The following is a 24,896-nucleotide window of genomic DNA, read 5'->3' on the forward strand; positions in this document are numbered from 1 at the left end:
GGGTCACGGGCATGAGCACGATGACGCGCCTGATCGCCGGCCTGGCCATCGCCGCCGGCCTCGTGGCGTGCAGCGCCGAAGGCGCCGACGAGAGCGCGGGCCACGACGCGGGCCGCTCCGTGGCCGATCAGCAGGCCTACGAGCGATCCGAGGCCGGTGCAGCCGGTCAGGGCGTCGATCCCGACATCGCCCCGCGCCAGGTGATCACCACCGCCTCGGCGACCGTCGAGGCCGACGATCCGGCGGCCGCGGCCGACGACCTCGCCGACCGCGCCACGGGGCTGGGCGGCTGGGTCGACGGCCGCCACACCTGGGCCGGGGAGGGCGATGCGTCCGGTCCGCCGAGCGCCTCGCTCGCCCTGCGGATCCCCGCCGAGGAACTGGCCGTCGTGATCGAGGGACTCGCCGACCTCGGCCGGGTGCAGGAGGTCTCCCAGACCAGCGAGGACGTGACGGCGGAGGTCGTCGATCTCGACGCCCGGATCGAGGCCCTGCGCATCTCGACCGACCGGCTGCGGGAGATCATGGCCGGCGCGACCGAGAGCTCCGACCTGCTCGAGGCGGAGGCCGCGCTGAGCGAGCGCCAGGCCGAGCTCGAATCGCACCTCTCGCGGCGGGAGTACCTGGCCGGGCAGGTGGAGATGTCCACGCTCACGGTCGACCTCGTTCCCACCGCCGGGCCCGCCCAGGTGGACGCGGGCGGCTTCGTCGGCGGCCTCGCCACCGGATGGAACGCGCTCCTGTCCTTCGTCTCCTCCCTGCTCGTGGTCGCCGGTGCGCTCGTGCCCTGGGTGGTCGTCGTCGGCGTCCCCGTCGTGGTCGTGCTGCTGCTCGTGCGCCGGCGCCGGCGCCGGCGTGTGGCGGCGGGGGAGCGGGCGGAGGGTCCCGACGGCGGTTCCACGGATTCGGATAGTGTCCAAGGGTGAAGGCGTTCGTGCTGTCGGATCCCGCAGCGGGCCTCATCCGTCCTGCCGAGGTGCCCGTGCCCCGGGTGGGTGAGGGCGAGCTGCTCGTGCGGCTGCGTGCGGTCGGGGTGGGGATCCACGACTCGTCCTTCCTCCCGGCCGCTGCCGGGCCGGACTACCCGATCGGGATCGAGGGCGCCGGGATCGTCGAGGCGGTCGGCGGCGGAGTCTCGGGCTACGGGGCCGGTGACCGCATCGCCTTCGTCAGCTCGATGCAGCCGAAGGGCGGCACGTGGGCCGAATACGCGGTGGTCGACGCGCAGTCCCTCATCCTGCCGATCCCGGCCGGGCTCGACTTCGCCCGGGCCGCGGCGCTGCCGGTGGCGGGCAACACGGCCCTGCGGGCGTTCGCCGCGCTCGGGGCCATGCCCGAGCGCGCCTCGATCTTCGTCGCGGGCGGGTCCGGGGCCATCGGGACCCTGGCGATCCAGCTCGCTCACCGGCGCGGCCGGCGGGTCGGTGCCTCGGCCTCGGCGCGCAACCACCAGTACCTGCGCTCACTCGGCGCGGAGCACGTGGTCGACTATCACGACGGCGGGTGGGTCGAGGAGGTCCGGCGCTGGGTGGGCGGGGGAATCGATGCCGCGATCGCGGTGCAGCCCGGCACGAGCGCCGAGGCCATGCGCGTGGTCGCCGACGGCGGTCGCCTCGTCACCGTCTCCGGTGACGAGGTGATGCCCGAGCGGGGAATCGCCGTGACCATGGTGGACTATCGGGCGCAGGTGCGGGCCGACCTGATCCGGCTCATGGCCGACGTGGTCGCGAACGAGGTGCACGTCGAGATCGAGCGGGTCTACCCGTTCGACGACGCCGCGGAGGCACTCGCCCGGGTGCGCACGCGCCACGCCCGCGGCAAGCTCGTGCTCCGCCTGCCGGCGGCCCGATAGCAGCGCCGCCGCGATCGTCCTCGCGGGTGGGCGGCGGGGACTATCGGCTCCGTTCCTCCGTCTTCGTCAGCGCGATCGTGGTGCGCAGCGGAACCTCGCGCATGGCGATGATCGCGACGACCGAGACGACCGAGCAGATGGCGGCGATGAGGAAGACGCCGCCGAACGCATCCGCATACGAGTGGTGGAACACCTCCTGGATCGGCCCGGGGAGCCCGCTGATGTCCAGCTTCGTGTCGCCCGAACCGGACGACATCGAGTCCGCGGACAAGCCGAGCGAACTCAGACCCGTTGCGATGTTCGTGGCCACCCGTGCCGTGAGGACCGCGCCGAGGACCGAGACGCCGACGGCGCCTCCGAGGGAGCGGAAGAACGCGATCGCGGCCGAGGCCGCGCCGATCTGGGTGACGTCGACCGTGTTCTGCACGACGAGCACGACGTTCTGCACGAGCGCGCCGATCCCCGCGCCCATGAGCGCCATGAACACGGCGACGAGCCAGTAGGGCATCGTGTGGTCGATCGTTCCCAGGCCGAACAGCCCGACGAGCATGACGAGGCCGCCGACGAGCATGACCGGCTTGATCCGCCCGGTGCGGGTGACGATCTGCCCGCCGATCGTCGCGGCCAGCATCTGCGCGACGATGAGCGGCATCGTCATGAGTCCGGCCTGCGTGGGGGAGGCTCCGCCCCCGAGCTGGAAGTACTGGGTCAGGAACACCCCGGAGCCGAACATGGCCACGCCGGCACCGATGCCGGCGACGATCATGAGCGCCGCCGTGGGGTTGCGCAGCAGCCGGATCGGGATCACCGGTTCTGCCGCCCGGAGCTCGACCACGACGAGGAGGGCCGCGGCCACGAGGAACGCCACGAGATAGGCGCCCGACTGCCAGGAGATCCAGTCGTAGTCGCTGCCCGCGAACGTCACCCAGAGCATGGGCAGCGCGGCGACGAACGTCACGAGGATCGCGCCCGAGTAGTCGAGCGGGGCCTTCGTGCGCCGGGTCGTGGGCAGCGTCAGCTTGATCTGCAGGAGCACGAGCGCGGCGACCGCCAGCGGAACGCTGACGAAATAGCACCAGCGCCAGCCGAGGGAATCGGTGATGACCCCGCCCAGGAGCGGACCGGAGACGGTCGCGACCGCCATGACGGCGCCCATGTAGCCGGCGTATCGGCCGCGTTCCCGCGGGGCCATGATCGATCCCATGATCGCCTGAACCAGGGCCATGAGTCCGCCCATGGCGAGTCCCTGAACCGCACGGGCGACCATCATCATCGCGATCGAGGTGGTCAGGCCCGCCGCCACGGATCCGAGCACGAACAGCACGATGGAGATCTGCGTGAGCGCCTTCTTGCTGAACAGGTCCGAGAGCTTGCCCCACACGGGCGTGCTCACGGTCATCGCGAGCAGGCTCGCCGTGATCACCCAGGTGTACTGGCGCTGCGTCCCGTCGAGGTCGGCGATGATCGTGGGCAGCGCGGTGGAGACGATCGTGGTGGAGATCATCGCGGTGAACAGGGCGGCGAGCAGCGCCGTCATCACCTCGAGGATCTCGCGGTGAGAGTACTGCCGGTAGGCACTGGTGGCGGTGGCCGTGGTGGGGGAGGTCGTCATCCGGCGCTGTCCTTCCTGGTCGGTGCGGCCGAGGCGTCGGTGGCGGCGGGGGCCGGTGGGTCGATGACCGCCCCGAGGTCCCGGTTGAGTCGGGCGAGCAGGGCGATGGCCTGCTCCGCATCCGCGGCGGACCAGTCGCCGAGCGCGTCGCCGAACTCGGCGACCACCCTCGACTCGCGTTCGACCAGCCTGGCGCGCCCGGCGGCGGTCATGGAGATCCGAGCGGCCCGGGCATCGTGCGGGTCGGTCCGCCGCTCCACGAGCCCCTCCGTCTCCAGGGAGACGACGGCGCGCGAGGTGACGGCCGCCGAGACCTGGATGCGGTGGGCGATCTCGCTCAGCCGGGCGTCACCGCCGCGCAGGCACTGGAGGATGCCGAACTCCGTGCCGGCGAGGCTGCGCTCCCGGCCGTTCTGCCCCGCCCGGTGGAACGTGCGGGCGATGCGGACCATCTCGGCGAGGATCTGCCCCGCATGGTGATCGTCGATCACTCCTGCTCCTGTCTCTTCGGTGCGGATCCGGTTCCGCCGCGAGCGCCATCGTAGAGTTTTCAGTTGCTTACCGCAAGCAAGTAACTCGGAGTGGGCGACAACTCGACAAGTCGACAACGAGATGTGAGCGGATTGTGAGCGGCGCATGATGCACTGCCCCGGACGAAAGAGGAGGGTGCCTTCGTGACCGAAACATGCAGGCCGAGATTTCTGCCGCTGATGGCTCTGTGCGCGTCGCTCGCGCTCGCCACCGCCGGCTGCGGTGCGTCCGCAGGCGACGGGCAGGTGACCGACGGCGACGCCTCCGTGGCCGCCGGCTCCGTCGCGGATGCCGACGACGGCACGTCCGATGCGTCGGACGGGCAGGCCGCCGAGGGGGCCGGCGGCAGTGGGTCGGAGAGCTCGCTCCCGGACGACTTCCCCGCGGCGGTGCCGCTACCGGACCTCCCGATCGCCTCGGCGATCCCGTTGACGAGTGCCGAGGGGTGGATAGCGAACTTCCGTACGGACGACCAGCCGGGCGACATGGAGAAGGCGCACGGGATGCTCAACGACGCCGGCTTCGAGGACTCCTACTGGGGCGCCGACACCGGCAACGGGCTCGTGAAGAACGCCGACTACGAGGTCGAGGTGCTCCTGAGCGACTCCGAGCCCTGGATCTCCTTCGTGGTCACACCGGTGGCGGGCTAGCATCGTTCGGGCGTCGATACGCACGGATCGCCTGTCGCCGGTTGCCGCCAGTCGCGGCGACATAGGGAGCCGGCCGCGCCGGCGCGAGGTGAGGCTCCAGCATCTCGTAGAGCTCCGTCCGGCTGGTCGATTGATGACGTCGCATGCTCTACCGTAGGAGGCGAAAGCAGGGGCAGGTCTCCCTGTTGCAACTTCACCGAGGGCCCGAGCGGCATTCACCCCGCTCGGGCCCTCGGCCCTTCTCCAACGCGGTCATGAAGACGGCGCGACGTGGGCGATTCACCCGCTCGAATCGCCGGTCTGTCGGTGCCCCCGGCAGGACTCGAACCTGCAACCTACGGAGAATCAGGCCCTGCGTCACTGGCAATCGCTCAGAGTCCCACAGGCCGCGCCATTCGGCCATTCAAACCGCCTGAGCGTCACTCAGCGCCACGTCGATAACCTGTCAATCGTGTCTATGCACTGTCAATCGATCTCGACCCTCGAAGGATGCCCTCATGCTGACCGTCGCGTACGCCTCGCACACTGCCCACCTCGACCACCTGACCGGCCAGGGGCTGCTTGTTCTGCCCGATCCTGCCGACGACGTGCGCGACCCCCTCGCGCCTGGCAGCTCGCTGCACGCCGCCGACTGGAACGCCGCCGTGCGAGCGCTCGCGGCGGACGGTTGGGAACTGCTCGAAGGTTGGGACGGGGTGCCGCTGCGTGAGGGGGTGACCATAGACGGGCGCGACGTGCTGGGGCTGTCTCACGCTGAGCCGGTCAGTTCAGCTGACGATGTGGAGACCCTTGCCGCCGCTGCGCGCGAGCTGGCGAAGGCTGCCCGAACCAGCTTGCAGATGTGAGCTGCGTCTCAGATTGGGCGCTCGACCCTGTATGGGACGGCGTGGGACTCCCTATGTTTAGTGAAGGACGCTGCGAGCGCCATACCCCCAGCGCGGGCGCTGCGACGCCTTGCCGAGACTGCGCGGCTTGACAGACTGGCAGGGGCCCGCTACCTTCACTCCTTGTCCGCATCGCGAGACGGTCGCACTCGACGGCGACCGCGAGCGAGCGGAAAGCTCCCACGCCGTGCACTGCACGGGCTTGCTCAGGACTAACGCCCCTGATGCGAGCGGAGGCAGAGAGTTCATCCCGCACCGGATCACCTCAACGACGAGGCCCGGAAACGTCGTCAGCGTCGTGGCAGTCGAGATCGAGAGCAAGGCATGAGGCCGTGCTCGACAATCTCAGGAGATCACCGCGTTGACCACCGTACAACTGCCCGCCGAGCTGGCGGGCGCTCGCCTGCTCACGACCGCCGAAGCTGCGGCGTATCTGTCACTGTCGCCTCGCACGCTGCGAAACTGGCGCTGGCTTGGCCGAGGCCCGATTCCCGTCTATGTCGGCGGGGCCGTGCGCTACCGCGTGGGCGACCTGAACGCCTACGTGGCCGGGGGCGCTCGATGAGCGCGCACACGAGGCCCGAGACGATGCGCGAGGCCCGGACCTGGGAGGTCGTCAAGAATCGCGCGCTCGACTACGGACTGTGCCACGCCTGCGCAGCGCAGCTCGCCTACGGGCATCAGCTGGGATTCACCTCCACGACGCACGAGCCGTGCGGCGAGTGCCTGTGGATCGTGGCGACGCTGCCCGTCGCGAAGTCGAACGGCTGGCGGACGGTCGCAGGCGAGGCCGCGAGTCGTGAAGCCTGGAATGCCGTAGAAGGCGATTCGCTGCCGGTCTCAGCTCAGGAGGTACCTGGGGCACCTAGGATGCCTGAGACGGGCACTCACGAGCGAGCTGTGCACGATCTGGTGGGGGTGAGCGCGTGAGTCAGCCACTCATCATCCCGAAGCCAGGGCCGAACCTGACGAAGCCGCCCGCGCTAGCCCGAGCCACGCTCGACCTTCGCCAGCTGCAAGCCCTGCCCATCGGCAGCGTCGTCGAGACGCAGTACAACGGGCGCGAACACCGGTACATCAAGGTCTCGAACCGCGAGTTTGTGGAGGCCCGCCGGTTCAGTGCCCGCGCGATGGCCCGTCGTCTGCCGGTCCTCTTCCCTGAGGGCGGCGGCGATGCCTGAGCCCCTCTCGCTCGATGACCTGCGCGCGCTGCCTGATTACAGCCTCGTTCGCGTGCGCATACAGGGCCGCACACTGTATTGGTCCAAGTGCTCAGGAGATCGCTTCAGGTCGGCGGACGTGCGCATCAGCGAAGGGTTCTCTCCCACGGGAGGGAGCTACGTGCCCGCCGTGGCGCTGGCTGCCGCCGCTCCGGAATTGGTGCGACGTGGCGTCGACGGGGAGGTGTTGTGAGCGCAGCGCCCGTCCGCCCGTTCTACGTCTGGTGGGCAGACGCCGACGAGGCCCGCGCCCGAGACCCCGAGCTGCCGGACTGGCTGCGCGTCGAGTTCGCCATGCGCTCGCGCGTCGGCGGTGAGCACGGACATGCCCCGTTCGCCCCTGGCGAACTGGCAGAGATCCTGTATCGGGTCGATCCCGACACCGGAGAGATCACGCCCGCCACAGCCGAGGCCGTGCGCAAGGCGATTGCCCGTGCCCGAATGCGTGGGGCAGTGCATCACGACAGCACGGCTCGATGCTTGATCGCCCCGCCGTCTGCGTTCCGGTCAGGCCCCCGCGTTCCCGCCTGCGTGCACGACGTCTGACCGAGGCCACACGGCAAGGCGTGCCGCTCAGCGGCACGCCCTCCGGCGAGATCATGCGGCACCCCGTGCCGCTCAGCGGCACGCCCCATGCTGCTCAGCGGCACGCCCCCTCGCGCCAGTATGCGGAAAGGTGGCTGCCCCTCTTATGACTCTATCTAGGGCACCGGCGGAAGCCGTGAGGAGGCCCCCAGGTCGCTACTCGCCACTCGTTACGGCAAGCCGCCGCGTTCAGTGGGGCCGGAGGCCCCCAGGTCGCTACTCGCCACTCGTTACGGCAAGCCGCCGCGTTCAGTGGGGCCGGAGGCCCCCAGGTCGCTACTCGCCACTCGTTACGGCAAGTCGCCGCGTTCAGTGGGGCCGGAGGCCCCCAGGTCGCTACTCGCCACTCGTTACGGCAAGCCGCAAACCAGCAACCATCACACACTCGCCGGTGCTACCTGCGCCGGTGCAACCGAAGGAGAGAAACCAGATTGGTCACTTACCACACGACCGGACCCTACATCACGCGCGCCGGAGGCCGCTCACGCGAGACCCTCGCCGGAGTCCCTGCGTTCCGCCTCAAGCTGGCCGGCAAGCGGACTAGCGACGCGCTGGATGCGCTCATGGAGCACAACGAGGCCGCGCGCGAGGTCGGCAAGGAGCATAGTGCCGAGATTCACGAGATCCTCGCCGGTCGCACGATGTCGCATCCTGCGCTCACACAGGCCGAGCGTGACGACATCGCCCGTTTGCAGCGCTCTGCTAGCGCTGCCGAACGTCAGCACGCGGCCGAGGGTATGCGCCTCGCGCGCGCCTATCAGGAGACCCTGGGGGGTACGGACGCGGGCAAGGTGCGCCGTGCCGCCGCTAAGCGCCTGCTTGAGCAGGACGCCCGCGCCAAGCAGGCGTACGCCGACCTGCGCGAGGCCCTGGAGGAGCGGAACGTGGCGTTCGAATACGCCGGACGCCCCGGCGAGCACCAGTACGCGCAGCGCACCGGCACGGATGTCGGGCATTGGACCAGTGCACTCTCGATGCTGACGACGTTCGTGAACACAGCGCTTGACCTCGACGCCGCGCAGGCCGTCGCGAACGGCGAGACGCAGGACGAGGAGGGCGACAAGTGAGCCGGACGACGATTGACGAGATCATCCGCGAGGTCATCGCGGACGTGGACTTGCCCGAGCGACTCGTCGACGCCCCGCCGTACATTGCCGAGCAGGTGGAGCGGGACGTGGCTGACCTGCACTTGACCGAGACCGAGGCTTACGCCCGTCTGCGTGCCGATCATGCCGAACGAGCGCGCGAGCGACAGTCTCCCGAGGCCATCGCGAGCGCCGCTCGTGCCCGCCACAGGGGCCGGACGCAGGTCTAGCAGGCTCGCAGCGGCGACGGCGACGGGGCCGGGTATAAGCCCGAGGGAGCGCCGTTGTCGCTGCGTCACAGCGAAGGGAGCCGAGATCGTGACCGATGAACGCCGATGCCTTGCCTGTGGCACAGTGCTCGACCGTGTGCCGAAGCGAGGCCCGCTGCCGAGCTACTGCGGCGTCAGCTGTAGGAATCTGGGGCAGCGCCAGCGAGACCCGGCGAAGGTCCGTCGTCTCGCCAGGCAAGCCGCCTACCGGCGTCGTCACGCCGGAGAGACCGAGCTGTGGAGAGCCTGCCCGAGCTGCGCAGGGTTCTACCTGCCGATCAAGCCTGAGCATGGCTGCCCATGCGAGAGCTGCCGCCGCGTCAGGCGCGCACAGAACGCTCGACAGCGACGGTCTCAGCTCGACCCCTACCCGGGAGTAGGGGAAACGCTGTGGCCGGAGATGAGAGCGATCCTGCGACTCTCGCAGGCTCTCGCCGCGATCCCGCGCGAGTATGACGGAGGTCCGCCCGTCGTGCGCTGGATCGATCCCACCTAGAACGAACGCCCCCACGTAGGCCGCTGCGCCTGCGTGGGGGCGTTTTCGTCGTCGAGGGCCGCTCTCGAAACATCTGGAACCCGTACAAAGTGCTTGCGGCTAAGACATGGCGGTCCCCAGGCGCTGCGGCAGAGGTCTACCCCCAGGGGTCTACGGCGCTGCGGCGCGGGTAGCTGCGCGAGCTGGCGCGCCGCGCGAAGGTTTGCCAGCTGCTCGAAGTGACGCTAGTGTGTCAACGAATAGAGAGGTTCGGGAGGTTGGGATATGGCACGGGCGAAGCTCGCAGTAGGCGAGACCGGGGGCGTCAGCGTGACGCGCGAGCATCGGGCGAAGGGGTCGACCGGCTCGACGGGATGGAAGGCGCTACCCAGGGGCGCGCGCGCCCCGAAGTCCGCTGACGTGCGCTGGGTCGCGTCCTGCACTTACCGTGAGAGCGCGTCGGCAACGCGGCGCCTGCGCAGGTACGGACCGACGCAGGCAACGGCGCGGCAGGCGCTGCTCGACGCAGTGGCCGAGCTGCGCGAACCCTCGCGCTCAAACCTCGCAGGTCTGACGCGGCGTCACGCGCTCTCAGAGATCGCGACCGAGTGGGGAAGGCGTACAGAGGCACGTACGGACCTGAGCGAGACGACGAAGCGCGTCTACCGCGACGCGCTGCGCAGCTACCTGCTGCCCAACGCCCTCGCCTCGCGCCCGCTTGAGGAGGTGAACCGCGTCGCCGCCGTGCGGGACTACCTACAGGCCGTGGCTGGCGCTCACGGGTACGGGGCAGCTCGGCAGGCGCGAAACGTCCTGAGCGGCGTCCTACAACTCGCGGCCGAGGCCGACGTGCTGCCGAACAACGCGGCTCGCGGCGTCGAGATCCCCAGGACGAAGGGCGCCGCCGTGGCGGTGCGCTCGACGAAGCGGCGTGAGCGCCTCGAAGGGCTCGAAGTGCCCGCGAAGGCGTGGGCTAGGGACACGACGCGGGCGCTGACGAAGGATGAGCGAGACGCATTCCGCCTCGCCGTCGCCACCGACGAGCTGGCGATTAAGCGTGACGTAGCCGACCTAGTGCAACTGCTCGCGGGCACCGGGGCGCGCATCGGGGAGGCGCTGGCGCTGCGCTGGGAGCACTTGGACGTGACGGCGGGCACGCTGCACGTCAAGGGCACGAAGACTGACGGGAGTGACCGCGTGCTGCATCTGCCCGCCTGGCTGCTCGAAGTGCTCTCAGCTCGCCGCGCCAAGTCCGGCGTCGGGTACATCTTTCCCTCGCCCAAGCACGGCAGCGAGGTTCGACGCGACGCGAGCGCCGTTCAGGCCGCCATGCGGATTCTCTTTGACCGCCACGGGCTGTCCTGGGCGACGGTCCACACGCTACGGCGTAGCGTGGCTACGATCATGCACACGCAAGGCGTGCCCTTGGTGGAAGTCGCCAACCAGCTGGGGCACGCTGACGCGAGCATGACCATGCGCGTGTATCTGGGCCGTAACGCAGGCGCTCCCAGCGCGGCGCACGCGCTCTGACGACAGCCAAAGATGGCGATATGTTGTCAATCGACGCCGGGGCGGGCACGGGGCGACAACTCACAATCGTTGATATGGCACCGATATAGGTGCCCCCGGCAGGACTCGAACCTGCAACCTACGGATTAGAAGGCCGTTGCTCTATCCATTGAGCTACGAGGGCCGGATCGACGCGGCACGGACCACGCGCGATCGACGGCTCTCAGGGTAGTGGCAATCGCTCGGTGCGACCATCGGTGCCCGCTGGGCGAGGCGCATTGGTGGATCGGCCCGAAACCGGGCAGAGTTGGAGGGTGACCGTCAGCCCCGCCGCCCAGCCCAGCTCCGGGGGCGTGTCGCCCAGGTTGCCGATGGTGGAGATGGTCGAACACCTGCTCGCCGGGCTGTCCGGGGCGCGACTCGTCCTCGACACCCCCGATGCCGCCGCGACCCGCGAGCGGCGCGAGCGCGTCGCCTCCCAGGTGCGCAACCACCTCCTGCCCCGGCTGCGGCAGGTCTCGGCCCCGGTCATCGTCGTGCTGGGCGGCCCCACGGGGGCCGGGAAGTCGACCCTCGTGAACTCGGTGCTCGGCGACGACGTGAGCGCCGCCGGGGTCCTGCGCCCCACGACGAAGGAGCCGATCCTCGTCGCCCACCCGAAGGACGCCGAGCTGCTCGCCGACCATCCGGTGCTCGGCCTCGCCCGGCTCGTGGAACACGAGCGGGTCACCCGCGGGGTGGCGATCCTCGACGCGCCCGACCTCGACTCCGTCTCCGACGCCAACCGGGCGCTCGCCGGCGAACTGGTCGAACTCGCCGACCTGTGGGTGTTCGTGACGACCGGCTCGCGCTATGGCGACGCCGTGCCCTGGACCCGGCTGACCGAGGCCGATGAGCGGGGGGTGAGCCTGGCCGTCGTCCTCAATCGCGTCGACCCGGCCGCGCTCGTCGCCGTGCGCGGCGACCTCTTCGGCCGCATGAACGAGCACGGGTTCGGGAACGTTCCGTATTTCGTGATTGCGGACGTCGGCCCGCACGAGGGCGTCCTGCCCACCGGCCGCGTGGCCGAGTTCGCCGGGTGGCTCGAGGTGCTGGGCCGCGGTGCGCAATCGCGTTCGATCATCGCCCGCACGGTGCGGGGGGCGTGGCCGGCGCTGCGGCAGGACGTGCTCGCGGTCGCCGGCGCCCTCGAGGTGCAGCGGCGCACGCACCTCTCGCTCACGAACGAGATCGGCGCCGCCACGGCGGGTGTGGGCCGTCGTGCCCGCGACGACGTGCGCGCCGGGGCGATCGGCTACGGCGCCCCCACGACCACGTGGCTCGCCGCCGCCACCTCGGGCGGCCCGCTCGCCGCCCTCGCCAATCCTCCCCGGGGCGCGTTCGAGCACTGGCGCGCCCGCCGTTCCGCCCAGGCCCGGGCCGCCGCGCTCGCCGCGCTGCGCCGCACCTGCGACCAGGCGGCCCGCGACCTGCTCACCGACGCCGCCGGCCGGGGGGCGCGCGCCATCCGGGACGCCCTCGTGGGCACGGGGCCCGGCGAGCAGGTGCTCGGCCGGCTGCGGCGCGGCGGCACCGAGCGGGAGGCGCGCATGCGCACGCTGCTGACGGAGTGGACCGCCCAGGTCGACGGCCGCGCCCGCGACCTCGTGAGCCGATCGGAGACCCTGCCGCCCGCGAGCGTCGCCGACCTCGTGGCCGTGGCCGCCGTCGGGCTCGACGGGCCGCGCCGGGCCGTGGGCAGGTACCTCGGCGACGCCGGCCTCGACGTCGTCGACGAGCTCCGCGGGGAGCTGGCCGAATGGGCCGAGGCGACCGTGCGCGCCGAGGCCGAGGCCTACCTCGAGGCCCTCGACTCGCTCGACGTCGACGACCCCTCCGCCGCCACCTCGCTGCGACTGCGCGCGAGTGAGCTGAAAGGCTTCGCGTGAACACACCCAGTCCGCAGCCGGGCGACGAACTCGCCGCCCGGGTCGAATCGATCACGGCCGCGCTCGGGACCGCCGGGGACCGCATCCCGCCCGAGGTGGGCGCCCGCGCCCGCGCCGACCTCGACCGCGTCACGGGCCGCCTCGCCCTCGGCGTGCACCACACCGTGGTCGCGCTCGTCGGCGGGACCGGGTCGGGCAAGTCGTCGATGTTCAACGCCCTCTCCCAGCTCGACTTCGCCGACGTCGGGGTGATCCGGCCCACGACCTCGCAGGCCGCCGCGTGCACGTGGGGCGGGTCGGCCGAGGACCTGCTCGACTTCCTCGGCGTCGACGAGGCCCGGCGCATCGGCCGCGAGTCGGCGCTCACCGGCCTCGACGAGGAGGAGCTCGCCGGCCTCGTGCTCCTCGACCTGCCGGACCACGACTCCATCGCCGAGGGCCACGCCGGCCTCGTGGACCGGCTGCTGCCGATGATCGACCTGCTCATCTGGGTGCTCGACCCGCAGAAGTACGCCGACAACGTGCTGCACGAGAAGTACCTGCGGGAGCTGACGCACCGGCACGAGGCGATGGTCGTCGTGGTCAATCAGGTCGACACGGTGCCCGAGTCGGGCCTCGACCACATCCGCGCCGACGTGCGCCGCCTCCTCGAGGCCGACCGCCTGAGCGACGTGGCGATCATCCTCGCCTCGGCCAAGACCGGGCACGGCGTGGGGATGGTGCGGGCCGAGCTCGCCCGGGTCATCGCCGCCGAATCGATCGCCGCCCGCACGATGCGCGCCGAGCTCGACGCGATCTGTGAGCGCGTGGGCGGCGAACTCGCGCCCGCGACCCCCGCCCTCCCCGCCGCCGACGACACCGCCGCTCAGCTCGCCGGCGCGAGCGGCATCCCCGCCGTGGCCGACTCCGTGCGCCTGGCCGTCGCGGGGGTGGGCCCCTCCGCCTCGAGCCGGGTGCAGCCGCCCGCCTCCTCCCGGATCGAGGCCGTGCGGGAGGGCTGGCTCGACCGCGTCGGCGGCGCCCTGCCGGCCCGGTGGCGGGACGCGCTCGTGGCGGCGGTCGCCGGTCCCGACGGGTTCTATTCGCGGGTGAGCGAGACCGTCACCGCGGTCCCGCTGCCGCCGGTGAACGACGTGCGCGCCCGGCGCGTGCGGATCGGCGGCCTCGTGCTCGTCGCCCTCGGCGTCCTCGCGGGCCTGGTCGCCGGCTTCGCCACGGGCGCCTGGGCGTGGGCCGGCATCGGCGGCGGAGCCGCGGTCGTGGCCGGTCTCGTGTGCGTGCTCGTCGCCCGGGGCATGCGATCACGGACGGCGAAGGCCCGCTCGGGCGCATACCTCGCCCGGGTCCACGGCGAGCTCGCGCGTGTCGTGGCCGAGGAGCTCGACGAGCCCGCCCGGGGGATCCTCGCCGATCACGAGAGCGTGCTCGACGCGACGATGCGATAGCCCCGGCCCCTGCCCGATCGGGCATCTCCGGGTGCCCGAAGGGTGGTCCGGGCTCGCTGCCGGGAGGATTGCGAGGCGGCCTAGGGTCGCGTCACGGGACCGGGGTTCCGCGGCGGCGGGAGTGGAACAGTGCCAACGGCAGCGCGATCGAGCGAGACGGCCACTCCCACCGGCGTGCGGCCACCGTCGGCGCCGCGGCGGCCGGTGCCGGTGGGAGCGCTGCCGGTGGCACCGATCAGGGCAGTGGCGCCGCCGCTCGACGGGGTCCGACTGTTGCAGACGGCGGTCGGCAACGGGGTCACCGCCCGTGCGCTCGCGGGCGGCACCGCCGTGGTGCACCGGCAGATCATCGCCGGGGCGCCGGCGGTCGCCGGCAGCCCCGCCGCCACGCGAGCCGCATTGCTCGCCTACACCAAGGTGCCCGTCACCGGTGACGGCCGGCCCCTCCGAGGCGAGATCGCCCGGGTGCTCAAGGCCCTCGCCGGGATCCAGCCCTCGGCCGGCGGCGCATTGAAGGACCAGGCCAACGCGTTCGTGACGGCACTGACCGGGCTGCCCAAGGCCCCGACGGCCGAGGACGCCGCCGAAGCCGTGCAGCTCCTGACGGTCCTCGTCGCCGCGGTCAACCAGGCGATCGTCACCTATCGCCTCGACGATGCCGCTCCGAGCGTGACCGCTCGCGTCGAGGAGGACGACTCGCACCACATGAACTACTTCTTCAAGCTCCCGAACGACGATGCGGAGAAGATCTTCGATCTCGACCGGTGGAGTCGAAAGAACGAGGACTTTCACAAGGGGAACGTGGCGGGCCCGACGATCACGGGAATCGTCGACGAGGCGGTGAACGATTGGGACCCCGCCGGCGAGGGAATCGTCCCACTCCTCCTCGCGCGCCTCGTCGGACGCACGCACGAGCCGGTGAGCGGGAGCGCGGTCACCCAGGACGTATCCGCCCTGTTCATGAACTCCCCGCTCGGTCGCGACTACGTGAGGATCCTGCTCGCCGCGGACCACATCCTGCGCGTGCGCACGAAGGACCTCACCCCGCGCGGCGTCAACGTCGACAGCTGGAGGAAGCCGACCCCCGCGGAGAGGAAGCGTGCGGCGTACACGGTCGATTGGCCGCGGCTGCTGCCCGTGGCGCGGGCGCGGATCCGCACCGAGATGCTCGCCCGGACCCCCGCGGCCGAGGATCGTGCCCGCTCGCTCGCCGTGGAGGCGATCATGGGCCACGACACCGTGAGTCCGCTCGTGAACCTCGGCGTGGTCAAGGCCGACGCCGCCACGGGGGAGTTCGCGCTCAACAACAGGAGGGTCGTGCGCGGGGTCGACGTCTGCCAGGCCCAGGCCGACGACCGTTTCAACTTCGACATCAGCCACGTCAAGGCGATCCTGTTCTTCGAATGGAAGGCCGTCGCCGACCTCCAGCGGGGGTAGACGCGGGAGCTGACACCGCGTCGTCATGACGCTTGAGTGGAATATGTCATAAAACTCTGGCCTTTCGGCTGTGGAAGGCGGAGAATGAGGGAACAGTTCCCCTCCGACGAAGGTGGCCGAGATGACGACCCCGGAACCCCTCCCCATGCCGATGCTGGCGCGCGGGCAGCACCAGAGCCCGCGCCACGGCGCCTGCTTCATGGAGCTCGCCTCCTACCTTGCGGGCGAGCCGTGGAGCGACGCCCCGAACTGCACCCACTGGGCCCTCGCCCAACTCGCCCGGATCGTGAACGACCTGACCACGGACGAGAAGCGGCCGCTGCTCGCGCCGCTCGTCCCGCTCGTCATCGGCCAGACGGACTTCGACGACGGTTTCGCCGAGGACCTCGCGCTCATCGCGGCCACGGCGGCGCTGCCGGTGGCCGCGCCGGATCTCGAGCGCAGCATCGCCCTGGGCATGCTCCGGATCGGTGCCGGCGCGGGCGACTACGCCCATTCGGCGAGCGCTCCCTGGCCGCAGCGCGCCCAGGATGCCCTCACCCACGAGGCGGACGCCGAGGCGCTGGCCTGGGCGCACCGCTCCGCCGCGCGCATGGGCAGGATCGAGACCGGCGCCTCGGCCGCGACGTCCCTCACGCTCGTCTCCGCCCGGGCCATCGCGGAATCGAGCGCGCCCGACGCCCAGGACCGGCTCCGCGAGCTCCTGCGCAGCGCCATCGCCTGGGCGCACGAGCGCTCGGGCACGGATCCGGCCACGATCGCCGCGCTCCGCCCGGATCAGTGGCAGGACGTGGTCGCCGCCGCCTGATCCGCGCCCGCCCCGGTTGCGCCGGCCACGCTCGAGGGCCCGGCCCGGCCCGGCCCGGCCGGCTCGGCGCACCTGGCTGGCCCGGCTCGGCCCCGCTCGGCTCGGCCCGGCCCGGCCCGGCCCGGCGAGCGCGGCCTGCACGGCTCACGCGGCCTGCGCCCGGCTCACGCGGCCTGTCCGGCGTACCCGCGCGAGGTGCGCGATGCGGAACGATCCACAACCGCGCGGCTGATGCTGCGTCGTCCACAGGCGGGCGGTGGCGCCGGGCGCGACCCCGGCGCCCCGGTCGACGATGGCCCCATCGGATTCACCGAACCTGATGGGAGAACAGATCATGTCGAACGAAGTGACCGTGACGATTCGAGGGCACGCGGGCGAACGCGCGGAGCTGCGCACGGGCGGGCAGAAGCCGTTCGTGCGCCTGAGCGTGGCCACGACCCCGCGCCGACGCAGCGGTGAGGAGTGGGTGGACGGGCCCACGCAGTGGTACCAGGTCAAGGCCTGGGGCGACTTCGCCGAGAACATCGCGGCGAGCGTCGAACGCGGCGACGCCGTGGTCGTGACCGGGCCGCTGCGGATCGAGGAGTACACGACCGACGAGGGCGTCACGCACAAGAGCGCCGTGATCCTCGCGAACGCCTTCGGGATGGACCTGCGCCGGGCCCGGGCCCGGGCGACGAAGGTCCGGCCCGTGCGGCCCGGCGACCCCGACGCGCAGGGGAGCCCCGCCGGCGGCGAGTCCGCAAATGCCGGCGATGCGGCCGCCGACGATCCGGCCGGCGCCGAGGCGCACGACGTCTCCGGGAAGTGGGCGACCGTGGCCGCCGGGCTCGCCGACGAGACGAGGGAGGAGGATCACGTGCCGGCCTGAGCCGGGCGGGCGAGCGGTGCGCCGCGCCGGTTGACGCCGGCCGTAGGCTAGGGGGCTGGATCCCCCTTTTGTCTAGCTCTGAGGAGAGTTGTGGCCGAGTACATCTACTCGATGGTCAAGGCGCGCAAGGCGCATGGTGACAAGGTCATCCTCGACGACGTCTCGATGTCGTTCCTGCCCGGGGCGAAGATCGGGATGGTCGGCCCGAACGGGGCCGGTAAATCCACGATCCTCAAGATCATGGCCGGCCTCGAACAGGCCTCGAACGGTGAGGCCCGCCTCGCCCCCGGGTACACGGTCGGCATCCTGCTCCAGGAGCCGCCGCTGAACGAGTCCAAGACCGTGCTCGAGAACGTCCAGGAGGGCGTGGGCGACATCAAGGGCAAGGTCGACCGGTTCAACGAGATCGGTGAGCTCATGGCCGACCCCGACGCCGACTTCGACGCGCTCATGGCCGAGATGGGCACGCTCCAGGGCGAGATCGACGCGGCCGACGCGTGGGATCTCGACGCCCAGCTCGAGCAGGCCATGGACGCGCTGCGGTGCCCCCCGGGCGACGCCGAGGTCACGCACCTCTCCGGTGGTGAACGACGCCGGGTCGCCCTGTGCAAGCTGCTCCTCGAGCAGCCCGACCTCCTGCTCCTCGACGAGCCCACGAACCACCTCGACGCCGAGAGCGTGCTGTGGCTCGAGCAGCACCTGGCCAAGTACCCGGGTGCCGTCATCGCCGTCACCCACGACCGGTACTTCCTCGACCACGTGGCCGGGTGGATCGCCGAGGTCGACCGCGGGCGCCTCTACCCCTACGAGGGCAACTACTCGACCTACCTGGAGAAGAAGGCCGCCCGGCTGGACATCCAGGGCAAGAAGGACGCGAAGCTCGCCAAGCGCCTCAAGGACGAGCTCGAGTGGGTGCGCTCGAGTGCCAAGGGGCGCCAGACCAAGTCCAAGGCGCGCCTGGCCCGCTACGAGGAGATGGCCGCCGAGGCCGACCGCACCCGCAAGCTCGACTTCGAGGAGATCCAGATCCCGCCGGGCCCCCGCCTGGGATCGCTCGTGCTCGAGGCCACGGACCTGGAGAAGGGCTTCGACGGGCGCACGCTCATCGACGGCCTGGACTTCACGCTGCCGCGCAACGGCATCGTCGGGGTCATCGGCCCGAACGGCGTGGGTAAGACGACGCTGTTCAAGACCATCGTCGGTCTCGAGCCGCTCGATGCCGGTGACCTGAAGATCGGCGACTCGGTCCAGATCTCCTACGTGGACCAGGCGCGGGAGAACATCGACCCGACCAAGACCCTGTGGGAGGTCGTCTCCGACGGGCACGACTTCATCCAGGTCGGCCAGGTCGAGATCCCGTCGCGCGCCTACGTGTCCCAGTTCGGGTTCAAGGGCGCCGACCAGCAGAAGCCGGCGGGCGTGCTCTCCGGCGGGGAGCGCAACCGCCTCAACCTCGCGCTCACCCTCAAGCAGGGCGGCAACCTGCTCCTGCTCGACGAGCCCACGAACGACCTGGACGTCGAGACCCTCGGGTCGCTCGAGAACGCGCTGCTCGACTTCCCCGGCTGCGCCGTGGTGGTCTCCCACGACCGGTGGTTCCTCGACCGCGTGGCCACCCACATCCTCGCCTACGAGGGCACCGAGGAGAACTCGGCCCGCTGGCACTGGTTCGAGGGCAACTTCGCCGGCTACGAGGCGAATAAGGTCGAGCGGCTCGGACCGGACGCCGCCCGCCCCCACCGGGTGACCTACCGCAAGCTCACCCGCGACTGATCGGATGGCGCCGGCCGGTAGCCAGGTGCTCCCGGTCGGCGCAGCCCGCCGACCACGCGACCGCGGGTGGATCCGGCCCTAGACTGGTGTCGATGTGCGCCGGCACCTCCCCACCCGCACCACCTCGAGAGACGGTCCATGGCAAAGATCACCGTACCGATCCGGATGCGCTGGTCCGATCTGGACGCCTACGGGCACGTGAACAACGCGGCCATGCTCACCCTCCTCGAGGAGGCCCGGATCGAGACGTTCTGGACCGTGGATACTGCCGGCGCGGCCGGCGTGGACGGCGCTGCGGCCGGAGCCGATGTGGCAGAGGGGCCCGGCCCGGACGACTCCGGGTCCAAGGCGGCCCGGCGGGTGGCCAAGGTGCTCGCCGGCGGCACCGGATCGACGAGCCGCACGCTCGTGGCCCGGCAGGAGATCGAGTACTCGGCGCCGCTGGCGTACACCCAGCGGCCCGTCCCGGTCGACCTGTGGATCGGCCGGATCGGCGGGGCCTCCCTCGAGGTCTGCTACGAGGTGTTCTCACCCGACGGCGCCTCGTGCGCGCGGGCCGTCACGTCGATCGTCATGGTCGACGCGGGCACCGGCCGGCCCCGGCGGCTCAGCGCCGACGAGCGCGCCGCCCTGACCGCCTTGCTCGACGAGCCGGTGACGTTCCGACGCCGCACCTGATCCTCCGGCACGATCGCCGGCCCCGGTCCGGCCACCCGGGTCCGCCGTCTTCGACCACGTCGCCGCCCACCGCCCATCCGGCCCGATTCGCAGCACCCACCCGCATCGCACCGTTCGACGAGGAGCAGCAATGACAGACCTGGACACCATCCGCCGCGCCGTGAACGGCGTGCTCATGCCGGGATTCAACGGCACGACCGTTCCCGACTGGCTCGCGAACACCGAGGGGCTGGCCAGTGTCCTCCTGTTCGGCCACAACACCCCGGACGCGGCCGTGACCGCGGCGGTCACGGCCGAGCTCAACGCGATCATCCCCGGGGTCATCATCGCCGCGGACGAGGAGGGCGGCGACGTCACCCGGATCCAGGCCGCGACCGGATCGCTGCTGCCGGGCGCATGCGCGCTCGGCGCCGTGGGCGAGACCGAGCTGACCGGCGCCGCCGGCCGCAGCCTCGGCGACCTGCTGCGCGCCGTCGGAGTGGACCTGGCGATCTCACCCGTGATCGACGTGGCCTCCCGCGACGACAACCCCGTCATCGGGGTGCGTTCCTTCGGCGCCGACCCGGCGGCGGTCGGCGCGCACGGCGTGGCGTTCGCCCAGGGCATCCAGGCCGCCGGGGTGGCCGCCTGCGCCAAGCACTTCCCCGGCCACGGGGACACCGGCACGGACTCCCACGTGGACCTGCCGATCCTCGAGGTCACCCCCGACCTGCTGCGTGAGCGCGACCTCGCCCCGTTCCAGCAGGCCTTCGACGCCGGGGTCGAGACCATCATGGTCGGGCACCTGCGCGTGGCCGGCTACGGCGACACGCCCGCCTCGCTCAACGGCGAGCTCATCGGCCTCGCCCGGGCGATGGGATTCACCGGGGTCGTCATCTCCGACGCCCTCGACATGGGCGCCCTCGCGGTCGACCCCGGCTTCGAGGAGGCGTGCGTGCAGGCGATCCTCGCCGGTTCGGATCTGCTGTGCCTGGGCAACACCGCCAAGCGCGACGACGAGGAGATGTACCACCTCGCCGCCGGCGCCCTCATCGGCGCCGTCCAGGACGGGCGCCTCACCCTCGATCGCCTGGCCGAATCCGCCGCCCGCGTCACCGCACTGCGCGACCGGATCCTCGGACTCCGCCGCACCCGGGCCGCCGTGCCCACGATCGAGCGGGCCAACGCGGCTATGGCGCAGGTCGGCCGGGACGTGGCCACCCGCGCCCTCGCCCTGCCGCAGTCCGTGCGCGGCCGGGTGGCCGTGCAGCCCGGGGGGCTGCTGGCGGACCTGCGCCACACGGTCGATTTTGCAGCCGGCAACTCCGCCGCCCGGCTGCCCGGGATCCTCGCCGATCGCCTCGGCCTCACCCTCACCCGGGATCCGGAGGCCGTGCCCGCACTCGTCGTGACCCGCGCCCCGAACCCGGCCGTGGCCGAGCTGCTCACCGCGCACCCGGAGATCGTCGTCGTGCACACCGGGGTCCCGGGCAGCGCGCCGCGCGAGGCGCGCAACCTCGTGCAGGCCTACGGCGGGGGAGTGGCCAACGCCGAAGCAGCGGCCGCCGTCTGTAAGCCCTGAGTCCCGGGGCGCCGCCGAACGGTGGATCCAGCCCCCGATCAGGCCATTTGAGGGGCCGAATCCACCGTTCGGTGCTTGCCGGTGCCCGGTGGGCTGCCGCCGGTTCAGTCGCCGGAGCCCTCCGGCACCCGGATCATGCCCTCCTGGGCCATCGTGGCCACGAGCCGGCCGTCGCGGCTGTACACCGTGGCGGCCCCGAGCCCGCGGCCGCCCTGGGCCGAGGGGGTCGACTGGCTGAACAGCAGCCACTCGGACAGGTCCACGTCGCGGTGCCACCACATCGCGTGATCGAGCGAGGCCACCGACGCCCCGCGCGTGAGCCAGCTCAGGCCGTGGGCGCGCATGATCGGCTCGAGCATCACCTGATCGCACGCGTAGGCGAGCAGCGCCCGCTGGCGCCCCTGGTCGGCGCGCACCGGCGAGCGCGCCCGCAGCCACAGCTGCTGGGTGGTCGACCGCTCGGGATCGGGGCCCGTGAACAGCTGGGGCTGCACATGGCGCATGTCGAAGGCACCGTTGCGGTAGAAGAACCGCGCAGCGGGATGGTCGATGGCACTGAACAGGTCGACGGAGCTGGGCAGCTCGTCGGGGCCCGGCACGACCGGCATCGGCTCGGCGTGGACCAGCCCGGGCTGATCCTCCTGGAACGAGGCGATCATCGACAGGATCGGCTTGCCGAACTGCACCGCGTGGGTGCGCCGGGCGCTGAAGGAGCGGCCGTCGCGCATCCGCTCGACGGTGAACGTGACGGGCTCGTCGAGGTCCCCGGGGCGCAGGAAGTAGCCGTGCAGCGAATGGGCCAGCCGGCCCGCGGGCACGGTCTGCTCGGCGGCGATGAGCGACTGCGCGAGCACCTGCCCGCCGTAGACCCGCCCGTTGAGCTGCGGCAGGGTGGCGCCGCGGAACTCGTCGGCGCCGACCCGTTCGAGGTCGAGGGCCGCGAGCACCGCCTCGAGCGGGCCGGGTGCCGGGTCCGTCGAGCTCATCGATCGCCCTCCTCGAACGTGTTCACGAGCGAGTGCGCGGCCCGCTCGAGGTAGTCCCAGAGGGTGGCCTCGTGCAGGGGCGCGAGCCCGGCGTCGCGGACGGCGACCCGCATGCACGCGAGCCACCGGTCCCGGGCCGCGGGCGTGACGGCGTAGGGCACGTGCCGCATCCGCAGCCGCGGGTGGCCGCGCGTGTCGGAGTAGGTCGTGGGTCCGCCCCAGTACTGCTCGAGGAACAGTCGCAGCCGCTCCTCGGCCGGCCCGAGGTCCTCCTCCGGGTACATCTCCCGCATGACCGGGTCGTCGGCCACCTGCTCGTAGAAGCGCTTGGTGATCTTCGTGAACGTGGCCGTGCCGCCCACCTGCGCCCAGAAGCTGTCCTCGCGGGCGGGTCGCCGCGCCGGCCGCGGGGCCGCCTGTCGCAACTGCGTGGGGACGACGCCCAGTCGCCCGGGCGCGCCCGGCTCGCTCGCGCGGGGCTCGGGACCGGGGGCTGGAATCGCAGGATCGCTCACGCCCCCAGGGTAGCCGCCGGGCCCAGCGCCCCGAGCAGGGCGGAATCCGGGGTCTGCCGTGGCGAGCAGGTCGGCCATTGGGCCTGCCGTGCCGAGCAGCGCGGGCCTCGGGGTCTGCCGTGGCGAGCAGCGCGGGCCTCGGGGTCTGCTGTGGCGAGCAGCGTGGGCCTCGGGGTCTGCCGTGGCGAGCAGGGTGGAATCGTTGAAATCGGTGCGTGGAGCACGGGTTTGGCCCTGGTGGGCGGGCGAAATGGCGGTTTGGCCCTGGTGGGCGGGCGAAGCGAGGGATCGGCCCTGGTCGGCCGGCGAAGCGAGGGATCGGCCCTGGTCGACCTGGCGAGTCGCCGATCCCTCTCGGGGATCGGTCGGGCCACAGTGCTGAGCAATGCGGGCCTCGGGGTCTGGCGTGGCGAGCAGGGTGGAATCGTTGAAATCGGTGCGTGGAGCACGGGTTTGGCCCTGGTGGGCGTGCGAAATGGCGGTTTGGCCCTGGTCGGTCGGGCGCCGGGCTACTCGCTGCGCTTGCGGACCTTCGAGATCACGAACGCGGCGATCCCGCCGAGGAGCACGATGGCGCCGGCGATGCCGAGCCCGATCGGGAAGGTGGAACCGGTGTCGGCGAGACGGCCGTCGGCCGCCACCGCGGCGCTCGGGGCAAAGAGCAGGAGGACGACCGTGGCGAACGAGGACAGGCGGGTGGTGCGGTTCATCGGTGCTCCATTCGGTTCGGCCGGCAGCGCCCCGTGGTGACCGGACCCCATATGGACCAGAACCCGTCTTGACGGCGCCCCGTGTTGACCGGGCCCCGTGTCGACGGGGTGGGACGCATGCGTTGCGGCCGACGGTATCAGCCGTGCCCGGTCCACGAACGCGGGGTGTCGCGAAGGCCGACTCGACTGGACCGGGTGCCACCCCGCATGGACCGGGTGCCACCCCGCGTGGACCGGGTGCCACCCGCGTGGGCCGGGCGCCACCTCGCGTGGACCGGGTGCCATCCCGCGTTCGGCCGCGTCATCGAGTCATCGCGTCACCGCCGCAAACGGGGCGCCCGCGCGGTGCGCGCCCCGCCGCCCGGATCGCCGAAACGCGATGGTCGCGTTCCCGTTGACGCTCCGGTTCCGTGCTCCTTAGCATCGAAAGTGGACATCCCAAAGGGGTCGACATGCTACGACAACGGGTCAGCGATTGGATCTCCCAACTCGCCGCGCTCGCTGCCGTGATCGTCGTCGGGATCGTCATGACGATCCTGTCCCCGTACTTCTTCACCTTCACCAACCTGAGCGCGGTCGCCGTGCAAGGGTCGGTCACGGCGATCATCGCCGTCGGCATGACGCTGGTGATCGTCACCGCGGGGATCGACCTGTCGGTCGGCTCCGTCGCCGCACTCACGGGGGTGTTGGGTGCGTTGCTCATGGTCGATGCGCACCTGTCCTGGCCGGTGGCCACGGTCATCGCGCTCCTCATCGGCGGCCTGATCGGCTTCGTCAACGGCGCCCTCGTCGGATGGGCCCGGCTCGCGCCGTTCATCGCCACCCTCGGCATGATGGGTGTGGCACGGGGGCTGACCTTCATCGCGACCGGCTCGGTCGCGGTCTATGGGCTGCCCGCAGGCTTCTCCGTACTGGGGCAGGGGGAACTCGTCTCGATCCCCGTTCCGGCCGTATGCCTCATCGTCGTGATCATCGTCTTCTCCTTCATCTTCAACCGGACCAAGCTCGGCCGCTACGCCTACGCGGTCGGGTCGAACGAGGAGGCCTCCCGGCTGGTCGGCATCCCGGTGCGGCGCTACCTGGTGATGGTCTACATCGCCCAGGGAGTACTCGCCGGGTTCGGCGGGATGATCGCCACGTCCCGGGTGGCCTCCGGCCAACCGAACTTCGGGATCGGTCTCGAGCTCGACGCCATTGCCGCGGCCGTCATCGGCGGGGCGAGCCTCTTCGGCGGTCAGGGGCGGGTGTCGGGCGCCATCATCGGCGCGTTCCTCATCCAGCTGATCCGCAACGGGTCCGTCCTGCTCGACATCAACATCTACGTCCAGGACGTCATCATCGGCGTCGTCATCTGGCTCGCGGTTGCCTGGGATCAATTCCGGCGCAAGCAGATCACCAACCGTAGCCATATTCAATCCGTCGAGGAGCCCGCATAGTCAGGAGTGATTCGCTCACGCGTCTCAGGATCGGAATAATCATGTCAACCAAAGTCAAAGCTGCAGTCACCACGTC

Annotated in this window: 25 protein-coding genes and 1 tRNA gene; 20 read left to right on the forward strand and 6 right to left on the reverse strand. The window is 71.4% G+C overall.

What is annotated here, in order from left to right:
- Positions 1–11: 11 nt before the first annotated feature.
- A complete protein-coding gene (locus GCG21_RS09690) occupies positions 12–926 on the forward strand; it encodes a DUF4349 domain-containing protein (protein ID WP_152909475.1) in 915 nt (304 codons plus the stop codon).
- Positions 923–1,852 carry an NADP-dependent oxidoreductase gene (locus tag GCG21_RS17270; protein ID WP_370517428.1) on the forward strand — a complete coding sequence of 310 codons (930 nt, stop codon included), beginning with the start codon at positions 923–925 and terminating at the stop codon, positions 1,850–1,852. Before GCG21_RS09690 ends, GCG21_RS17270 begins: the two co-directional genes overlap by 4 nt.
- A gap of 40 nt (positions 1,853–1,892) precedes the next feature.
- Here the strand turns inward: GCG21_RS17270 and GCG21_RS09700 are convergent, their stop codons facing one another.
- Complete coding sequence (locus GCG21_RS09700) at positions 1,893–3,464, reverse strand: MFS transporter (protein ID WP_152909476.1); 1,572 nt, start codon at positions 3,462–3,464, stop codon at positions 1,893–1,895.
- A complete protein-coding gene (locus GCG21_RS09705; protein WP_194165033.1) occupies positions 3,461–3,955 on the reverse strand; it encodes a MarR family transcriptional regulator in 495 nt (164 codons plus the stop codon). Before GCG21_RS09705 ends, GCG21_RS09700 begins: the two co-directional genes overlap by 4 nt.
- Positions 3,956–4,174: 219 nt before the next feature.
- Here GCG21_RS09705 and GCG21_RS09710 point away from each other — a divergent pair, with 219 nt between their 5' ends.
- The 9 genes from GCG21_RS09710 (at position 4,175) to GCG21_RS09750 (ending at position 10,693) form a co-directional block, all read left to right on the forward strand.
- Positions 4,175–4,645, forward strand: a complete 471-nt coding sequence (locus GCG21_RS09710; protein WP_152909478.1) for a hypothetical protein — start codon at positions 4,175–4,177, stop codon at positions 4,643–4,645.
- A gap of 497 nt (positions 4,646–5,142) precedes the next feature.
- Complete coding sequence (locus GCG21_RS09715; RefSeq protein WP_152909479.1) at positions 5,143–5,490, forward strand: hypothetical protein; 348 nt, start codon at positions 5,143–5,145, stop codon at positions 5,488–5,490.
- A gap of 400 nt (positions 5,491–5,890) precedes the next feature.
- Positions 5,891–6,094 carry a helix-turn-helix domain-containing protein gene (locus GCG21_RS09720; protein WP_152909480.1) on the forward strand — a complete coding sequence of 68 codons (204 nt, stop codon included), beginning with the start codon at positions 5,891–5,893 and terminating at the stop codon, positions 6,092–6,094.
- Positions 6,091–6,459 carry a hypothetical protein gene (locus tag GCG21_RS09725; RefSeq protein WP_152909481.1) on the forward strand — a complete coding sequence of 123 codons (369 nt, stop codon included), beginning with the start codon at positions 6,091–6,093 and terminating at the stop codon, positions 6,457–6,459. The genes GCG21_RS09720 and GCG21_RS09725 overlap by 4 nt, the downstream gene beginning before the upstream one ends.
- Positions 6,456–6,710: a hypothetical protein gene (locus tag GCG21_RS09730; protein WP_152909482.1), complete on the forward strand. Its 255-nt coding sequence runs from the start codon at positions 6,456–6,458 to the stop codon at positions 6,708–6,710. The genes GCG21_RS09725 and GCG21_RS09730 overlap by 4 nt, the downstream gene beginning before the upstream one ends.
- A 228-nt stretch (positions 6,711–6,938) precedes the next feature.
- On the forward strand, positions 6,939–7,295 hold the full coding sequence (locus GCG21_RS09735; protein ID WP_152909483.1) for a hypothetical protein: 357 nt from the start codon (positions 6,939–6,941) through the stop codon (positions 7,293–7,295).
- A gap of 470 nt (positions 7,296–7,765) precedes the next feature.
- Complete coding sequence (locus GCG21_RS09740; RefSeq protein WP_152909484.1) at positions 7,766–8,401, forward strand: hypothetical protein; 636 nt, start codon at positions 7,766–7,768, stop codon at positions 8,399–8,401.
- Positions 8,398–8,649, forward strand: coding sequence for a hypothetical protein (locus tag GCG21_RS09745; RefSeq protein ID WP_152909485.1), 252 nt, complete (start codon positions 8,398–8,400; stop codon positions 8,647–8,649). The genes GCG21_RS09740 and GCG21_RS09745 overlap by 4 nt, the downstream gene beginning before the upstream one ends.
- Before the next feature lie 799 nt (positions 8,650–9,448).
- Positions 9,449–10,693 (forward strand): site-specific integrase, encoded by a 1,245-nt coding sequence (locus tag GCG21_RS09750; RefSeq protein WP_152909486.1) that lies wholly within the window; start codon positions 9,449–9,451, stop codon positions 10,691–10,693.
- 90 nt (positions 10,694–10,783) lie between these two features.
- On the opposite strand, the gene GCG21_RS09755 is transcribed toward GCG21_RS09750, so the two are convergent.
- A tRNA-Arg gene (locus GCG21_RS09755) sits at positions 10,784–10,856 on the reverse strand.
- 130 nt (positions 10,857–10,986) lie between these two features.
- Here GCG21_RS09755 and GCG21_RS09760 point away from each other — a divergent pair.
- From GCG21_RS09760 to GCG21_RS09795, 8 genes are all read left to right on the forward strand, one after another.
- Entirely contained in the window at positions 10,987–12,600 is a 1,614-nt protein-coding gene (locus GCG21_RS09760) for a hypothetical protein (RefSeq protein ID WP_152909487.1), read from the forward strand.
- Positions 12,597–14,045 carry a GTP-binding protein gene (locus tag GCG21_RS09765; RefSeq protein WP_152909488.1) on the forward strand — a complete coding sequence of 483 codons (1,449 nt, stop codon included), beginning with the start codon at positions 12,597–12,599 and terminating at the stop codon, positions 14,043–14,045. Before GCG21_RS09760 ends, GCG21_RS09765 begins: the two co-directional genes overlap by 4 nt.
- Positions 14,046–14,270: 225 nt before the next feature.
- On the forward strand, positions 14,271–15,482 hold the full coding sequence (locus GCG21_RS09770) for a hypothetical protein (protein ID WP_152909489.1): 1,212 nt from the start codon (positions 14,271–14,273) through the stop codon (positions 15,480–15,482).
- A 121-nt stretch (positions 15,483–15,603) separates the two neighbouring features.
- Positions 15,604–16,290: a hypothetical protein gene (locus tag GCG21_RS09775; RefSeq protein WP_152909490.1), complete on the forward strand. Its 687-nt coding sequence runs from the start codon at positions 15,604–15,606 to the stop codon at positions 16,288–16,290.
- Positions 16,291–16,624: 334 nt separating this feature from the next.
- Complete coding sequence (locus GCG21_RS09780; protein ID WP_194165034.1) at positions 16,625–17,161, forward strand: single-stranded DNA-binding protein; 537 nt, start codon at positions 16,625–16,627, stop codon at positions 17,159–17,161.
- Between the two features lie 90 nt (positions 17,162–17,251).
- Positions 17,252–18,934: an energy-dependent translational throttle protein EttA gene (gene ettA, locus GCG21_RS09785; RefSeq protein WP_370517429.1), complete on the forward strand. Its 1,683-nt coding sequence runs from the start codon at positions 17,252–17,254 to the stop codon at positions 18,932–18,934.
- Positions 18,935–19,072: 138 nt separating this feature from the next.
- The gene (locus GCG21_RS09790; RefSeq protein WP_152909492.1) at positions 19,073–19,612 is read left to right on the forward strand and encodes a thioesterase family protein; all 540 of its coding nucleotides are present in this window, start codon (positions 19,073–19,075) and stop codon (positions 19,610–19,612) included.
- 130 nt (positions 19,613–19,742) lie between these two features.
- The gene (locus GCG21_RS09795; protein ID WP_152909493.1) at positions 19,743–21,173 is read left to right on the forward strand and encodes a glycoside hydrolase family 3 protein; all 1,431 of its coding nucleotides are present in this window, start codon (positions 19,743–19,745) and stop codon (positions 21,171–21,173) included.
- 104 nt (positions 21,174–21,277) lie between these two features.
- On the opposite strand, the gene GCG21_RS09800 is transcribed toward GCG21_RS09795, so the two are convergent.
- From GCG21_RS09800 to GCG21_RS16260, 3 genes are all read right to left on the reverse strand, one after another.
- Positions 21,278–22,159, reverse strand: coding sequence for an acyl-CoA thioesterase II (locus tag GCG21_RS09800; protein WP_152909494.1), 882 nt, complete (start codon positions 22,157–22,159; stop codon positions 21,278–21,280).
- A complete protein-coding gene (locus GCG21_RS09805) occupies positions 22,156–22,584 on the reverse strand; it encodes a globin (RefSeq protein ID WP_227993610.1) in 429 nt (142 codons plus the stop codon). Before GCG21_RS09805 ends, GCG21_RS09800 begins: the two co-directional genes overlap by 4 nt.
- Before the next feature lie 599 nt (positions 22,585–23,183).
- Positions 23,184–23,384: an LPXTG cell wall anchor domain-containing protein gene (locus GCG21_RS16260; RefSeq protein WP_194165035.1), complete on the reverse strand. Its 201-nt coding sequence runs from the start codon at positions 23,382–23,384 to the stop codon at positions 23,184–23,186.
- 452 nt (positions 23,385–23,836) lie between these two features.
- Between GCG21_RS16260 and GCG21_RS09815 the strand changes: the two genes are divergently transcribed.
- Positions 23,837–24,820: an ABC transporter permease gene (locus GCG21_RS09815; RefSeq protein ID WP_152909497.1), complete on the forward strand. Its 984-nt coding sequence runs from the start codon at positions 23,837–23,839 to the stop codon at positions 24,818–24,820.
- Positions 24,821–24,896 lie beyond the last annotated feature (76 nt).

The sequence above is a fragment of the Pseudactinotalea sp. HY160 genome, from assembly GCF_009372055.1.
Classification (GTDB): Bacteria; Actinomycetota; Actinomycetes; order Actinomycetales; family Beutenbergiaceae; genus HY158.

Bases quoted from the DNA above. Each gene is read 5' to 3' on its own strand.
- GCG21_RS09725 (WP_152909481.1), top strand. From the start codon at position 6,091: ATGAGCGCGCACACGAGGCCCGAGACGATGCGCGAGGCCCGGACCTGG.
- GCG21_RS16260 (WP_194165035.1), bottom strand. From the start codon at position 23,384: ATGAACCGCACCACCCGCCTGTCCTCGTTCGCCACGGTCGTCCTCCTG.
- GCG21_RS09800 (WP_152909494.1), bottom strand. From the start codon at position 22,159: ATGAGCTCGACGGACCCGGCACCCGGCCCGCTCGAGGCGGTGCTCGCG.
- GCG21_RS09710 (WP_152909478.1), top strand. From the start codon at position 4,175: ATGGCTCTGTGCGCGTCGCTCGCGCTCGCCACCGCCGGCTGCGGTGCG.
- GCG21_RS09700 (WP_152909476.1), bottom strand. From the start codon at position 3,464: ATGACGACCTCCCCCACCACGGCCACCGCCACCAGTGCCTACCGGCAG.
- GCG21_RS09790 (WP_152909492.1), top strand. From the start codon at position 19,073: ATGGCAAAGATCACCGTACCGATCCGGATGCGCTGGTCCGATCTGGAC.
- GCG21_RS09775 (WP_152909490.1), top strand. From the start codon at position 15,604: ATGACGACCCCGGAACCCCTCCCCATGCCGATGCTGGCGCGCGGGCAG.
- GCG21_RS09750 (WP_152909486.1), top strand. From the start codon at position 9,449: ATGGCACGGGCGAAGCTCGCAGTAGGCGAGACCGGGGGCGTCAGCGTG.
- GCG21_RS09815 (WP_152909497.1), top strand. From the start codon at position 23,837: ATGCTACGACAACGGGTCAGCGATTGGATCTCCCAACTCGCCGCGCTC.
- GCG21_RS09795 (WP_152909493.1), top strand. From the start codon at position 19,743: ATGACAGACCTGGACACCATCCGCCGCGCCGTGAACGGCGTGCTCATG.
- GCG21_RS09780 (WP_194165034.1), top strand. From the start codon at position 16,625: ATGTCGAACGAAGTGACCGTGACGATTCGAGGGCACGCGGGCGAACGC.
- GCG21_RS09715 (WP_152909479.1), top strand. From the start codon at position 5,143: ATGCTGACCGTCGCGTACGCCTCGCACACTGCCCACCTCGACCACCTG.
- GCG21_RS09690 (WP_152909475.1), top strand. From the start codon at position 12: ATGAGCACGATGACGCGCCTGATCGCCGGCCTGGCCATCGCCGCCGGC.